General features: G+C 71.8%; 12 protein-coding genes and 2 tRNA genes. 11 read left to right on the top strand and 3 right to left on the bottom strand.

Annotated elements, in window-relative coordinates; genetic code table 11:
* The 3 genes from VIW71_RS19830 to VIW71_RS19820 all read left to right on the top strand — a co-directional run.
* On the top strand, positions 1 to 974 hold a 974-nt coding region (locus VIW71_RS19830), incomplete at its 5' end, for an AIM24 family protein (RefSeq protein WP_331623713.1).
* A 6-nt stretch (positions 975 to 980) separates the two neighbouring features.
* Positions 981 to 1,664, top strand: a complete 684-nt coding sequence (locus VIW71_RS19825; RefSeq protein ID WP_331623712.1) for an AIM24 family protein — start codon at positions 981 to 983, stop codon at positions 1,662 to 1,664.
* A gap of 16 nt (positions 1,665 to 1,680) precedes the next feature.
* Positions 1,681 to 2,448, top strand: coding sequence for an AIM24 family protein (locus tag VIW71_RS19820; protein ID WP_331623711.1), 768 nt, complete (start codon positions 1,681 to 1,683; stop codon positions 2,446 to 2,448).
* Positions 2,449 to 2,560: 112 nt separating this feature from the next.
* On the opposite strand, the gene VIW71_RS19815 is transcribed toward VIW71_RS19820, so the two are convergent.
* Complete coding sequence (locus VIW71_RS19815) at positions 2,561 to 3,091, bottom strand: NUDIX hydrolase (RefSeq protein WP_331623710.1); 531 nt, start codon at positions 3,089 to 3,091, stop codon at positions 2,561 to 2,563.
* Positions 3,088 to 4,599, bottom strand: a complete 1,512-nt coding sequence (locus tag VIW71_RS19810) for a zinc-dependent metalloprotease (protein WP_331623709.1) — start codon at positions 4,597 to 4,599, stop codon at positions 3,088 to 3,090. Before VIW71_RS19810 ends, VIW71_RS19815 begins: the two co-directional genes overlap by 4 nt.
* A 175-nt stretch (positions 4,600 to 4,774) precedes the next feature.
* On the opposite strand from VIW71_RS19810, the gene VIW71_RS19805 reads away from it, so the two are divergent.
* From VIW71_RS19805 to VIW71_RS19790, 4 genes are all read left to right on the top strand, one after another.
* Positions 4,775 to 5,878, top strand: a complete 1,104-nt coding sequence (locus VIW71_RS19805) for an NAD-dependent epimerase/dehydratase family protein (RefSeq protein ID WP_331623708.1) — start codon at positions 4,775 to 4,777, stop codon at positions 5,876 to 5,878.
* A gap of 95 nt (positions 5,879 to 5,973) precedes the next feature.
* Positions 5,974 to 6,432 carry a molybdenum cofactor biosynthesis protein MoaE gene (locus VIW71_RS19800; RefSeq protein WP_331623707.1) on the top strand — a complete coding sequence of 153 codons (459 nt, stop codon included), beginning with the start codon at positions 5,974 to 5,976 and terminating at the stop codon, positions 6,430 to 6,432.
* A gap of 153 nt (positions 6,433 to 6,585) precedes the next feature.
* Entirely contained in the window at positions 6,586 to 6,837 is a 252-nt protein-coding gene (locus VIW71_RS19795) for a hypothetical protein (protein WP_331623706.1), read from the top strand.
* Positions 6,838 to 6,847: 10 nt separating this feature from the next.
* The gene (locus tag VIW71_RS19790) at positions 6,848 to 7,921 is read left to right on the top strand and encodes a YlbL family protein (RefSeq protein ID WP_331623704.1); all 1,074 of its coding nucleotides are present in this window, start codon (positions 6,848 to 6,850) and stop codon (positions 7,919 to 7,921) included.
* 91 nt (positions 7,922 to 8,012) lie between these two features.
* Here the strand turns inward: VIW71_RS19790 and VIW71_RS19785 are convergent, their stop codons facing one another.
* On the bottom strand, positions 8,013 to 8,564 hold the full coding sequence (locus tag VIW71_RS19785) for a PPA1309 family protein (RefSeq protein ID WP_331623702.1): 552 nt from the start codon (positions 8,562 to 8,564) through the stop codon (positions 8,013 to 8,015).
* A 131-nt stretch (positions 8,565 to 8,695) separates the two neighbouring features.
* On the opposite strand from VIW71_RS19785, the gene VIW71_RS19780 reads away from it, so the two are divergent.
* The 4 genes from VIW71_RS19780 to VIW71_RS19765 all read left to right on the top strand — a co-directional run bounded on the left by VIW71_RS19780 (position 8,696) and on the right by VIW71_RS19765 (position 14,090).
* The gene (locus VIW71_RS19780) at positions 8,696 to 11,617 is read left to right on the top strand and encodes a UPF0182 family protein (protein WP_331623714.1); all 2,922 of its coding nucleotides are present in this window, start codon (positions 8,696 to 8,698) and stop codon (positions 11,615 to 11,617) included.
* A gap of 53 nt (positions 11,618 to 11,670) precedes the next feature.
* Positions 11,671 to 11,744, top strand: a tRNA-Met gene (locus VIW71_RS19775).
* A gap of 354 nt (positions 11,745 to 12,098) precedes the next feature.
* Entirely contained in the window at positions 12,099 to 13,919 is a 1,821-nt protein-coding gene (locus VIW71_RS19770) for a tetratricopeptide repeat protein (protein WP_331623700.1), read from the top strand.
* 94 nt (positions 13,920 to 14,013) lie between these two features.
* Positions 14,014 to 14,090: transfer RNA gene (locus tag VIW71_RS19765), tRNA-Met, on the top strand.
* Positions 14,091 to 14,258 lie beyond the last annotated feature (168 nt).

The following is a 14,258-nucleotide window of genomic DNA, read 5'->3' as shown; positions in this document are numbered from 1 at the left end:
CCTTCGGCGCCCCCCAGCCGGGATTCACCCCGCCGCCCGCCCACGGCGACCCCTCCCTCCACCAGGCGCCCACGATGGTCGCGCCGATGACCGCACCCCCCGGCCAGGCCCCGCCCGGACCCCCGCCGTTCGGCCAGGTCCCCCCGGCCCCGCCCGGCCCCGGCCAGTTCCCGGGCCAGTTCCCCGCCCAGCCGGGTCCGCCCACTCCGCCCGCCTACCAGCAGGCACCGCCCGGATACGGCCAGCCCGGCGCCGTACAGCCCGGCGGTCTGCCCCCCGGCTACGGCCAGCCCGCCGTCCCCGCCCAGGGCCCCGGCCTCGCCGCCGCCATCCAGAAGTACCGCGAACTGCCCACCGGCCAGCGCTGGACCCAGCAGAACGCGAAGATGATGCGCGCCGACCTCAGCCAGGCCGGCGGCCAGCCGGTCCTGGCCCGGCAGGGCAGCATGGTGCTCTACCAGGGCAAGGTCGACTTCTCCTACAAGGGCGCCGGCTTCGCCGGCCGGATCATCGGGAACGCCACCGGCCAGGAGATGCAGCTCATGCGCTGCAGCGGCGCCGGCCAGATCTTCTTCGCCGAGAACGCCGCCTATCTGCACCCCATCGAGCTCCAGGGCGACGCCCTCTGCGTCTCCGCCGAGAGCGTGCTCGCCTTCGACGAGAGCCTCCAGCACGAGGTGCGCCGGATCGAGGGCCACGGCATCCCCGGCGGTGCACTGTTCACCATGCAGTTCCAGGGCACCGGCACCGTGGTCGTCAAGACCCACGGCACCCCGGTGGTCCTCCCGGTCACCCCCACCACCTACGCCGACAGCAACGCGATCGTGGCCTGGTCGGCCGGCGCCCAGGTGATCATCTCCAGTCAGGTGCGGCTGCGCAGGAGCGCGTACCCCGGCCACAGCGGCGAGACCGTGAACCTCCAGTTCCGCGGCGCTCCCGGCAACTTCATCGTCGTCCAGCCCTACGAGGTGTGACCCGCCATGGACCAGCAGATGATCGCGGGCTTCGCACCCACTCCGATCGCCGCCCGCATGGAGAACCACGGCTCGGCCATGCTCAAGGTCGCCATGCGCACCGGACAGGACCTCTTCGCCCGCACCGGCTCGATGGTCGCCTACGAGGGATTCGTGCAGTACGAGCCGAACCCGCCGGCCGTACGGCAGATGGCCTCGGCCTGGCTCACCGGTGAGAGCGCCCCGCTGATGAAGTGCAGCGGCGACGGCCTGCTCTACCTCGCCGACTACGGCGCCGACGTGGTCTGCCTGAACCTCAACAACGAGTCGGTGTCGGTCAACGGTACGAACCTGCTCGCCTTCGACGCGCACCTCACCTGGGGCGTCGAGCGGGTCAAGGGCCTCGCCAAGTTCGCCGGACAGGGCCTGTTCAACGTGGGGGTGTCGGGCCAGGGCTGGGTCGCCGTCACCTCCCGCGGCACACCGATCGTGGTGGACTGCGGCGCGGGCGCCGACGAGACATACGTGGACCCGGACGCGCTCGTCGCCTGGTCGTCGGGGCTGAAGATGAAGGCCAAACGCAGCTTCAAGGCGTCGTCGCTGATCGGGCGCGGCAGCGGCGAAGCCTTCCAGATCGGCTTCTCCGGACAGGGCTTTGTGGTCGTACAGCCCAGCGAGGACAGCACCGACCGGCTCCGGTTCCGGGGCTGAGGGGGGACGACACATCATGCAGAGCCCGCTTTTCGCCTACACCGAGGTCCAGAACCAGGACCACTACAGCCTGCAGAACCCGTATCTGCTCCGGGTCCGGCTGGACGGCAACACCGGCCCGGACTGCCTGGCCCGCAAGGGCTCGATGGTCGCCTACCAGGGCATGATCGAGTTCGACGGGGAGTACCAGCCGCGTCACCAGCGCGGCGCCCGCGCCCGCACCGGCGAGGGCCTGGACCTGATGCGCTGCTCCGGCCAGGGCACCGTCTACCTCGCCAATCTCGCCCAGCACGTCCACATCATGGACGTCGACCACGACGGGCTGACCGTGGACAGCGCGTACGTCCTCGCGCTCGACTCCGGGCTGCACTGGGAAGTCATCGCGGTGGACAGCCAGTTCGGCCTGTCCGGCACCGGCGCGTACAACCTGAACATCACCGGGCGCGGCAAGGTCGCCCTGATGACCTCGGGCCAGCCGCTGATGATGCCGGTCACGCCGGACAAGTACGTGTCGTGCGACGCGGACGCGGTCGTCGCCTGGTCCACCAGCCTGCGTGTCCAGATGCAGGCGCAGACCAGCAGTTCGTCGGTCTTCCGCAGGCGCGGCAACACCGGCGAGGGCTGGGAGCTCAACTTCGTCGGGCAGGGCTATGTCCTGGTCCAGCCCAGCGAGTTGATGCCCCCGCAGAACGCGGCGACCGGCCAGGGCCTGCTCGCCCAGTACGGCGTCGGCCAGCACGGCGCGCACGGGCAGAACCAGGGCAACATCTGGTCCAACCGCTAGCGGACGCGGCACGGATACGGGACCCCGCGCGCCGCCGCGCCAAGGGCGCGCGCGGGAAGCCCGTACCCTTCCGGGCGCCGCGCGGAATCGCCGCGCGCCGGCCCGTACCCCGCTACAGCAGCGCCCGGGTCCTCGCCAGCAGATTGCGGACCGACCCGTCGGCCACCGTGCCGACCTCCTCGTAGGGGAACCAGCGCAGGTCGAGGGACTCGTCGCTGATCTCCTCGATCGCGCCCTCGGGGGCCAGCGCCGCGTACTGCACGTCCAAGTGCCAGGCGCACGGCGTGAGATGGCGGTCGAGGCGGAGGGGTTCGGGACTGAGCAGCCGCAGCCCCGCGATGCCGGACTCCTCGGCGCCCTCGCGGAGCGCCGCCCCCGCCAGCGAGGCGTCCTCGGCCTCGCAGTGCCCGCCCGTCTGCAACCACATCCGCAGCTTGGCGTGGAGTGTGAGCAGTACACGCCCCCCGGGTGCGTCGACCACCAGGACGCTCGCCGTGATGTGCCCGTCCGTGCACGGCTTCCACATGCCGTCCGGGTAAGCGGCCAGGTGCGCCAGATACTCCCGGCGCAGCCGATCCTGACCGGCGTCGGGCGCGCGCCAGCCCTCCAGGACGCCCACCGCGTCCGCGTGCAGGCCGCTCACTTCCCGGGGTCGCCGTCCGCGCCGGTCCCGTCGCGCCCGGAATCCCCGTCTGGCCCCTCGCGTCCGTCCGCCTCGTCCGCAGCGGATTCCGTACCGCCCGCGGCCTCCCCGCCGCTCGCCGCATCCCCGAGGATCTTGTCCAGCTCGGAGACGTCGAAGCTCTCGCGGTGCACGAAGCCGTCCGGGTCGTCCAGGTCCTCGGCGGTCGGCAGCATGTCCGGATGCGCCCACAGACCGTCCCGGCCGTCCATGCCGCGGGCGTCGGTGAGCGAGGCCCACAGCCGGGCCGCGTCCCGCAGCCGCCGGGGCCGCAGTTCGAGGCCGACCAGCGTGGCGAAGGTCTGCTCGGCCGGACCGCCGGTCGCGCGGCGGCGGCGCAGCATCTCGCGCAGCGCGCCCGCGGACGGCAGGTGCGGGGCCGCGGCCTCGTGCACCACCGCGTCCACCCAGCCCTCGACCAGCGCGAGCGCCGTCTCCAGCCGGGCCAGCGCGGCCTTCTGCGCCGGGGTGTCCTCGGGCTGGAACATGCCCTGCTGCAATGCTTCCTGAAGCTGCTCGGGCTGTGTGGGGTCGAGCTGCCCGACGGCTTCCTCCAGCCGGGCGGTGTCCACCTTGATGCCGCGCGCGTACCCCTCGACGGCGCCGAACAGGTGGGCCCGCAACCACGGTACGTGGGCGAAGAGCCGCTGGTGGGCGGCCTCGCGCAGGGCCAGGTAGAGCCGCACCTCCTCCTGCGGGACGCCCAGGCCCTCGCCGAACGAGGCGATGTTCGCCGGGAGCAGCGCGGCCTTGCCGGACGGGCCGAGCGGCAGCCCCACATCGGTGGAGCCGACCACCTCACCGGCCAGGTTGCCGAGCGCCTGACCGATCTGGGAGCCGAACATCGCGCCGCCCATGGACCGCATCATCCCGAGCAGCGGGCCGGACATGGCCTGCATCTCCTCGGGCAGCACCTCGCCCATCGCGCCGGCCACCCGCTCGGCGACCGGGTCGACCAGCTCCCGCCACACCGGCAGGGTCGCCTCGACCCATTCCGCGCGGCTCCACGCCACGGCGGTGCCGGAGCCGGAGGGCAGCGAGGTGGCGCCGTCCAGCCACAGGTCGGCCAGCCGGACCGTCTCCTCGACCCAGGCGCGCTCGGCGCGGCTGACCGTCGCGTCCTTCACGCCGTCCGGCGTGCCCTGGGCGACGGTCTGGCGGGCGATGTCCTTGGCCATCTCCCAGTTCACCGGCCCGCCCTCGTAGGAGAGCATCTGGCCGAGCTGCTGGAAGGCCGCGCCGAGATCGGAGGGGTTCAGCGAGCCGAACATGGCTGCGAACGGGTTGTCGCCGCCGCCCGGACCGAACGGGTTGCCCCCGCCGAAGCCGAACGGGTTCGGCGGTCCCCCCTGACCGCCGCCCTGGCCGCCGCTCTGGCCGCCCTGGCCGCTGCCCTGGTTCTTCCTGCCGTCGTCCCCGTCCTCGGGCTCCTCGGGAGGGACGCCGAATCCGAAGGGGATGTCACTCACGGGATTCCTCGGCTCTGTGTGTGGTGGTGGGCTGGTCGTAGCGGGCTGTGGTGGCCGCTGTCGTCGGGGGCTGTGTGTCGCGGCGGACTTTCGTCCGCGGGCTGTACCTCCAGCGTAGACACCCGTCCGGCAGGATGGCTGCGTACGTAACTGAGACAACCGTGGGAGACGCCCGGTGAGTTCCCCAGAAGCACACGTTCGCCCAGAGCGGAGAGCGGGCAGGGCCGCGGCGGGACCGGTGGTGGCGATCACCGGTGCGGCCTCCGGCGTGGGCCGGGCGCTGGCGCTGCGGCTTGTCGAGACCGGCCAGGTCAAGAAGGTCGTGGCGATCGACGAACGGCGGGGCGAGGTGCCCGGGGCGACCTGGCGGGTGCTGGACGTGCGCGATCCCGCGATCGCCGAGAAACTGCGCGGCGCCGACGTCGTGGTGCACCTCGCGCTCGACCTCGACCTGGCGTCCGACGCCAGGGCCCGGTCGGCCTTCAACGTACGCGGCACCCAGACCGTACTCACCGCCGCGGCAGCCGCCGGCGTGCGCCGGGCCGTGCTGTGCACCTCGGCGATGGTGTACGGCGCCCAGGCCGACAACGACGTGCCGCTGGCCGAGGACGCCCCGCTGCGCGCCACCTCGGAGGCGAGCTTCGTCGACGACCTGCTGGAGATCGAACGCCTCGGCCGCCGCGCACCCCGCGCCCACCCCGGCCTCAACGTGACGATCCTGCGCCCGGCGGTCCTGGTCGGCGGTACGGACACCGCGCTCACCCGCTACTTCGAGTCGCCCCGGCTGCTGGTGGTGGCCGGCAGCCGGCCGTGCTGGCAGTTCTGCCACGTCGAGGACCTGGTGTCGGCGCTGGAGTTCGCGGTCCTGGAGAAGGTGGACGGCGAGATGGCGGTCGGCTGCGACGGCTGGCTGGAGCAGGAGGAGGTCGAGGAACTGACCGGCATCCGACGGATGGAACTGCCGCCCACGATCGCCTTCGGCGCCGCCTCCCGCCTGCACCGCCTCGGCCTCACCCCGTCCCCCGCGGGCGATCTCGCCTACACCATGCACCCCTGGGTGGTCAGCGGCAGCCGGCTGCACGAGGCGGGCTGGCGGCCGCAGTGGACCAACGAGGAAGTGCTCGCCGAACTCCTGGAAGAGGTCGCGGGCCGAAACTCCGTCGCGGGCCGCCGCCTCGGCCGCAAGGACGCGACGACGCTGGGCGCGGCCGGCGCGACGGTCGCCCTGGTGGGCACGGCCGCCCTGGTCCGCAGGGCCCGCAAGCGCCGCGGGCTGTGAGCGAGGAGTGAGCGGGGGGAGTGAGCGGCTGCGCACCGGGGCCCCGCCCGTGGAGCGCCTTTCCGCGGCGCGGGCGGATGAGGCAGCATGGCCGCATGGCTCCCACGTACGACAACGCGACCCCCGGCACCGACCCGATCCGGCTGCTGGCCATCCGCGACACCCCGCTCTCGGTGGACGAGGTGTTCGCCGCCGCGGGCGACGACGCGGCGGGCGGCACCACGCTGTTCGTGGGGACGGTACGGGACCACGACGGCCCGGGGGACGCGGCGGTCATCGGCCTGACGTACTCCGCGCACCCCACCGCCGAGGCGGAACTGCGCAGGGTGGCCGAGAAGGTCGCCGCGGACTTCCCGGTACGGGCCCTCGCCGCCGTCCACCGGGTGGGCGAACTGCGGGTCGGCGATATCGCGGTGGTCGTGGCGGTGTCCTGCCCGCACCGCGGTGAGGCGTTCGCGGCCAGCCGCCGCCTGATCGACGACCTCAAGAGCGAGGTGCCGATCTGGAAGCACCAGACATTCACCGACGGCACAGAGGAATGGGTCGGCGCGTAGCGCCCCGGGCGAAAGGTCTGATCACCCTCCGTCAGCAGTATGGTGCGGTTGCGTAACCCGGTGCCACGACCGAACGTTGACCCAACAGGTGATTAATCTGCCTATAAGTCGACTTGAGTCCGTTTTTGGCACGTATGGGAGCGGGAGTTCACCGTGGCCGCACTCGCTTGGTTGCTCATTCCGCTGCTGGCCGCCTGCGCCGCCGCTCTCTGGGGCCGCTGGGCCACGCACAGCCGGTCCGCCGGCGACGGCGCCTCCCTCGCCGGCTACGAACGCTTCCGCCAGGCCATGCAGAACTCGGCTCCCGCGTCCGCGCGGTACCCCGTCCACCGTAACGACGCGCCCCCCGGCGCGGACGGCGAGGAGGGCTCACCCGCAGGGCCGGTCGCCGGCCCGGTCCCGTAGTGTCGTTACCATGCCACGCCGCACCGCGACGCTGCTCGCCTCGACCCTGACGCTCATAGCGCTGCTGTGCGTGGCGCTGCTGACGCCCACGCCGTACTCGGAGATGTCACCGGGTCCGACCGTGAACACCCTCGGGAACTACGGCGGCGACACGGTGATCAAGATCTCGGGGCACAAGACGTACCCCGCGACCGGGCATCTCAACATGACCACCGTCCGTGTCACCGGCGCGGACTACACGATGAACCTGGTCGAGGCGGTGCTGGGGTGGGTCCGGCACGACGACAAGGTGGTCGAGCACGACACGCTCTACCGCGGGCAGACCGCCGAACAGGCGGATCAGCAGAACGCGGAGGAGTTCAGCCAGTCCCAGGACAGTGCCAAGGTCGCCGCGCTGGAGGAGCTGCACATCCCGGTGGGGTCCCGGGTGATCGTGGCCGCGGTGGTCAAGGGCGGCGCCTCGGAGGGCGAGCTGCACGCCGGTGACGTGATCAAGGCGGTGGACGGCACCGAGGTCAAGCAGGCCGGCCAGGTCGCGCAACTGGTCACCCGGCACAGGCCCGGCGAGCGGGTCGACTTCAGCGTCATCCGGGTCGCCGACGCGAAGAAGGCCGACGCCGAGCCGCAGACCGTGACGGTCACCACCCGCACGTCCGACGACGACGGCCCGGCCCGCGCGGTCGTCGGCATCCAGGCAGGCGTCGACCACACCTTCCCGTTCACCATCGACATCAAGCTCGCCGATGTGGGCGGGCCGAGCGCGGGCATGATGTTCGCCCTCGGCATCGTGGACAAGCTCACGCCGGGCAGCCTGACCGGCGGCCGGTTCGTGGCCGGCACCGGCACGATCGACGACAGCGGGAGCGTGGGCCCGATCGGCGGCATCAGCCTGAAGACGATCGGCGCGCGCGACAAGGGCGCGAAGTTCTTCCTGACCCCGGCCGACAACTGCGCCGAGGCCGCCAAGGACGTCCCCGGCGGCCTCACCCTGGTCAAGGTGAAGACCCTGCACGACGCGGTGGCGGCGCTGGACGACATCCGGTCGGGCGACACCTCCGCCCTGCCGAGCTGCTCCAGGAACTGAGCCGCCGGCCGCACGAGCCCGTGCCCGCCGGCCGCACGAGCCCGCCGGCCGTACGAGCCCGTGCCCGCCGTACACCCACTCGTAGGGCCGCCTACGCGAACGTAGCCGAGAGGGCCTCCGCCAGCCCCGGCACCAGGTCCGACCCCGTGAGCACCTGCGTCGCCGAGTCCTTCTCGCGCAGCCGCACCGCCGCCTCGCGGGCGCCGCCGCGCAGGACCGCAACCGTCATCCGCACCTCCTGCCGCTCCGGGTGCGCGGCGACCCAGGAGGCCAGCGCCGCGTCCTCCAGGTCGCCGGGGATCGCCGCCTCCGCGGACGGCGGCAGCATCAGCCGTTCCACGGTGAGCGCGCAGCCCGTGATCACCTCCGGCCAGGCGATGGTCGCCAGGAACTCGTCGAGCGCCTGGCCGGTCGGCAGCTCGTCCTGCTCGATCGGGGTCAGTTCCCCCGCGGTCTCCTCGCCGAGGCCGAGCTGGTCGGCGAGCCCGGGTTCCTGGGCGCGCAGCCGCGCCGTGTCGACCAGGGCGAACAGCCGCGCGGGCTGGTCCCAGCCGAGACCGGACGCGTACGCGTCGATCTCCAGTACGGCCCGGGTCAGCGGGTTCGCGGTGAGCGGTGCACCATCGGTCGCAATGTCAGCCATGGCCAATATCCTGCCTCTTCCCCGACCCGAATCGGGAACCGGCTCATGCGTGAGTAAGTTGCACCTGTGGGGTCCGACCCGGGACACCCGCGAAACCATGACATTTCGAGGTGCGCACCTTGGTATTCCAGATGCCCGACCGTGGAAGCGGAGGGCCGTCAGGACCGCGGATCAGAATGGGCCGCCCGTCGCGGCGGGCCCGGGGCCTGCTCGTCACGATCGGCATCCTGGCGGTGCTGATGATCGCGTTCGTGATGTTCGCCGGCTTCTGGACGGACTTGCTCTGGTACCGGTCGGTGCACTACTCGGCGGTCTTCTCCACCATGCTGTGGACCAAGGTGGGTCTGTTCTGCGTCTTCGGCCTGCTGATGGCCGTGATCGTCGGGGCCAACGTCTACCTGGCGCACCGGCTGCGCCCGCCGCTGAGCGCCATGTCGGTGGAGCAGCAGAGCCTCGACCGGTACCGGATGGGGATCGCGCCGTACAAGGCATGGGTGCTGCTCGGGGTCTGCGCGGTGGTCGGGCTCATCGCCGGCGGATCGGCCGCGTCCCAGTGGCGGTTGTGGCTGCTCACCACCAACGCCACCCCGTTCCACGTCAAGGACCCGCAGTTCCACAAGGACGTCTCCTTCTACGCCTTCGACCTGCCGTGGTACCGCTTCCTGCTCAGCTTCGGCTTCGCGGCCGTGGTGCTGTCGCTGATCGCCGCCGCCGTGGTGCACTACCTCTACGGGGGTCTGCGCATCACCTCGCCGGGCGGCCGGGCGACCGCCGCCGCCACCGGCCATCTCTCGGTGCTGCTCGGCCTGTTCGTCTCGCTCAAGGCGGTCGCCTACTGGCTGGACCGCTACGGCCTCGCGGTGAAGTCCAGCGACTTCAAGGCCACCGACAACTGGACCGGTCTGCGGTACGTGGACGCGAACGCGTATCTGCCCGCCAAGACCATCCTGTTCTGCATCGCGGTGATCTGCGCGCTGCTCTTCTTCGCGACGCTGTGGCGGCGTACGTGGTCGCTGCCGACGATCGGCTTCGGTCTGATGGTGCTCTCCGCGATCCTGGTCGGCGGCCTCTATCCGGCGCTGGTGCAGAAGTTCCAGGTGCAGCCGAACGAGGCGGCGAAGGAGGCGCCCTACATCCAGAAGAACATCGACGCGACGCGGGCGGCGTACGGGATCGCGGGCAGCGAGGTGTCGGACTACGCCGGCACGAGCGGGGCCTCCGACGGCACGCTGCGCAAGGACACCGACACCGCCGCGTCGATCCGAGTGCTGGACCCGAACGTGGTCTCGCCGACCTTCCAGCAGATGCAGCAGTCCCGCAGCTACTACTCCTTCCCGTCCACGCTCGACGTGGACCGGTACACCATCAAGGGCAAGGAGCAGGACACGGTGGTGGGCCTGCGCGAGCTGAACATCAACGGCGTCCTGGAGAACAACTGGATAAACGACCACTTCAAGTACACCCACGGCTACGGGATCATCGCCGCCAAGGGCACCACCGCCACCGACAGTGAGCCCAAGGGCCAGCCGGTCTACACCGAGAAGGACCTGCCGACCGAGGGTGACCTGGGCCCGTACCAGCAGCGCATCTACTTCGGCGAGCAGACCAGGCAGTACTCGATCGTCGGCGGTCCGACGAAGGAGCTGGACTACGCCGGCAAGAACGACGAGACGTCCTTCACGTACGACGGCCACGGCGGGGTCAGTCTGGAGGACCCGGTGACCCGGGCCGCGTACGCGGTCTCCTTCGGGGAGCCGCAGATCCTCTACTCCGGGGCGATCGGCAAGGGTTCGAAGATCCTCTACAACCGCACTCCCAAGGAGCGGGTGGAGGCGGTCGCGCCCTGGCTGACCATCGACGGTGACCCGTACCCGGCGGTCGTCAAGGGCCGCGTGCAGTGGATCGTGGACGCCTACACCACGACGAACGGGTATCCGTACGCCTCCCGTACGACGCTCGGCGACACGACGGCGGACTCGCTCACCGACAACCAGCGCGCGGTGATCGCCCAGCAGAACCAGGTCAACTACATCCGCAACTCGGTCAAGGCGACCGTGGACGCGTACGACGGGACGGTCACCCTCTACCAGTGGGACACCAAGGACCCGGTGCTCAAGACCTGGATGAAGGCGTTCCCGCACACGGTGAAGGCGCGCGGCGAGATCCAGCCCGAGCTGCTGGCGCACCTGCGCTATCCGCAGGACCTGTTCAAGGTGCAGCGGCAGTTGCTCAGCAGGTACCACATCACCAAGGCCGCGCAGTTCTACAGCACCAGCGAGGTGTGGCAGGTGCCCAACGACCCGGCTTCGAAGTCGGGCAAGGCGGTGCCGCCGTACTACCTGAGCATGAAGATGCCGGGCCAGAGCAGCCAGGCGTTCTCGCTGACCACGACGTTCACGCCGAACGGGCGCGGCAACCTCGCCGCGTTCATGGCGGTGGACGCCGACGCCAACAGCCCCGGCTACGGCACCATGCGGGTGCTCAGACTGCCGCAGAACGCCGCGGTGGACGGGCCGCAGCAGGTGCAGAGCAAGTTCAACTCGAACTCCGACTTCGCGCCCACCATCACCCTGCTCAAGGGCCGGGACTCCACCATCGAGTACGGCAATCTGCTCACCGTGCCGCTGGACGGCGGGCTGCTGTACGTGGAGCCGGTCTACGTGCGGGGCGCGGACACCGACTACCCGCTGCTGAAGAAGGTCTTCGTCAACTTCGGCGGCGAGATGGCCTTCGAGGACACCCTCGACAAGGCGCTCGACGTCGTCTTCGGCAAGGCATCCGCGGCGCCGCCGACCGGCGGCTCCGACGGCGGCTCCGGGTCGGGGGCGGGCTCCGACGGCGGTGGCGGTACGGGCGTCGAGCCGCCGGCCGGCACGCCCACCCTCCAGCAGGCCCTGGACGCGGCGCAGAAGGCGTACGACGACGGTCAGGCCGCGCTGAAGCGGAACGACTGGGCGGAGTACGGCGAGGCGCAGAAACGGCTCGCCGCCGCGCTCAAGGACGCGCAGGCCGCGGAGAAGGCGGCGGCGAACAAGAGTCAGAACAAGGGGTGATCGGGGACTGATCGGGCGAGACCCCGCGTCGTGGTACGGTTACGACACAACGACGCGGGGTGGAGCAGCTCGGTAGCTCGCTGGGCTCATAACCCAGAGGTCGCAGGTTCAAATCCTGTCCCCGCTACTGCACAAAGAGGCCCGGAGTCAACTGACTTCGGGCCTCTTCACTTGTACGGGGGACATCAGCTTTCACTGGTTTGGCGTGACGTCTTGTCGGGAAGTCGACAAAACGCTGAAGTGACCAAGCGGGTTGCGATATACCAGGTGTACGCCGGTATCAGGTGGTGCGACGATGGGTGCTATGGGGGATGGTGCAAGACTGCTGAATACTCGTCAGGTCCACGGTCGGCGTGGCTCGGCGGGCGACATGTCGACGCCCGCGAGCACTTCGGTCACCGCGGACACTTCGGCACCCGGGGTCACTTCCGCGCCCGGGGCGGGCGGGGCCGTTGACGGTGCCGCCCCTCCGGCGGAGCTGATGCCCGCGCCTCGGACCGGGGAGGGGAGCGACCGTTCGACCGACGGGACCGGCCCCGTACCGCCGCTGCCCGCCCTGCTGACGGAACTGCCCGACGAGGACACGCTCGCCCTGCGCGAGGAGGCAGAGATCGAGGCGCGGCACCGCCGGGCCGCCGACCAGGGCGACCCGGGGGCGATGAGCGCGCTCGGCACGCTGCTGCTGCGCCGCGGGGACCTCGACGGTGCGGAGCCGTACCTGCGCGCCGCCGTCCAGCACGGCGACCGGGCCGCGGCGAACAACCTGGCCCTGCTGCTGCACCAGCGCGGCTACGCCGACGAGGCGGCCGAGTGGTGGCGGATCGCCGCGGTCGCCGGGTCCGCGCCCGCCGCGCACGCGCTGGGCCGCCACTACCGCGAGCGCGGGGACGAGCCCGGCGCCGAGTACTGGCTGCGGCAGGCCGCGGAGTCCGGCCACCCGCTGGGCGCGTACGCGCTGGCCGACCTGCTCGACCACCGGCGGGAGGCCGGTGCCGAGCAGTGGTTCCGGGCCGCCGCCGAGCACGGCCACCGCGAGGCGGCGTACCGGCTCGCCAGGATCTGCGCGGAGCGCGGCCACGACCGCGAGGCGGAGCAGTGGTACCGGCAGGCCGCGGCCCGCCGCCACCGCCGGGCCGCGCTGCGCCTGGGCGCGCTCCTGGAGGAGCGCGGCGAGGCCAAGGAGGCCGGGCACTGGTACCTGACGGCCGCCCGGGACGGCGAGGCGCGGGCCGCCTGCGCACTGGCCTTCCTGCTGCGCGACGCCGGCGACGTCGACCAGGCCGCGACCTGGTGGCGCCGCGCCGCCCAGGCCGGTGACGGCAACGCGGCCAACGCGCTGGGCGCGCTGCACGCGCAGGAAGGCGAGACGCAGACCGCGGAGCGGTGGTACCGCACGGCCATGGAGGCCGGCGACGTCAACGGCGCGTACAACCTCGGCCTGCTCTGCGCGGGCCACGGACGCACCGCGCAGGCCGAGCAGTGGTACCGCAAGGCCGCCTACGCCGGTCACCGGGAGGCCGCGAACGCGCTGGCCGTCCTGCTGCTCCAGCGCGGCGACGCGATGGGCGCGGAGCCCTGGTTCTCCAAGGCGGCCGAGGCCGGCAGCATCGACGCGGCCTTCAACCTCGGCATCCTGTACGCCGGGCGGGACGACGCGGACACCGCCCGGCGGTGGTACGAGCGGGCCGCCGCGGCCGGGCACGCCGAGGCGTCGCTCCAGGTGGCCATCGCGCTGGAGCGCGAGGGCGACCCCCACGGCGCCGAGCGGCACCTGCGGTGCGCGGCCGGGGGCGGCAGCCCCGAAGCCGCGTTCCGGCTCGGGGCGCTGCTCGACCGGCGGCAGCGGGAGGACGGCGGGGAGCCCGGTCCCGGGTTCGGCCCTGGTTCCGGTTCCGGCTCGGTCTCGGTCGAGGCGGAGGAGTGGTACGAGCGGGCCGCTCGGCAGGGGCATCCGGGCGCCCAGGTGCGGCTCGGTATGTGCGCCGCCAAGCGCGGTGACGTGGTGAACGCGGCGCACTGGTACCGGCAGGCCGCCGAGGCGGGCTCCCGCAACGGCGCGTTCAACCTCGGCCTGCTGCTCGCCCGGGAGGGCAGTGAGCCCGAGGCCGCCCTGTGGTGGACCCGCGCGGCGGACGCCGGCCACGGCCGTGCGGCACTGCGGATGGCGCTGCTCTCGGCCCGTCGCGGTGCCCTCGCCGAGGCCCAGTCCTGGTGCGCCCGCGCGATCAGTTGCGGCCCCGCCGAAGTGGCCGAGCGCGCGGCCCGCCTCACCGACGCGGTGGCCCACGAACTGACGGCGTGACGAAAGTCCGCTGCCGGCCTCCCTTCCGACGGAGGGCGGCCGGCAGCGGATTTGGCGCGATCACTCCCCGTGGTCTACAGTGGACACACAACGACGCGGGGTGGAGCAGCTCGGTAGCTCGCTGGGCTCATAACCCAGAGGTCGCAGGTTCAAATCCTGTCCCCGCAACCACCACGAAGGCCCTCGTCGACAGACGGGGGCCTTCGTCATGCATGCGCCGATAGTGTGACGACATGAAGATCCTCCTCATCGGAGCGGGGGGCGTCGGATCCGCCTTCTGCTCGATCATCGTCCGGCGTGACTTCTTCGAGTCGGTGGTCGTCGCCGACTATGCGCTCG

It is taken from the genome of Streptomyces sp. (assembly GCF_036524955.1).
Classification (GTDB): Bacteria; Actinomycetota; Actinomycetes; order Streptomycetales; family Streptomycetaceae; genus Actinacidiphila.
This window is presented reverse-complemented; position numbering and strand designations above follow the sequence as displayed.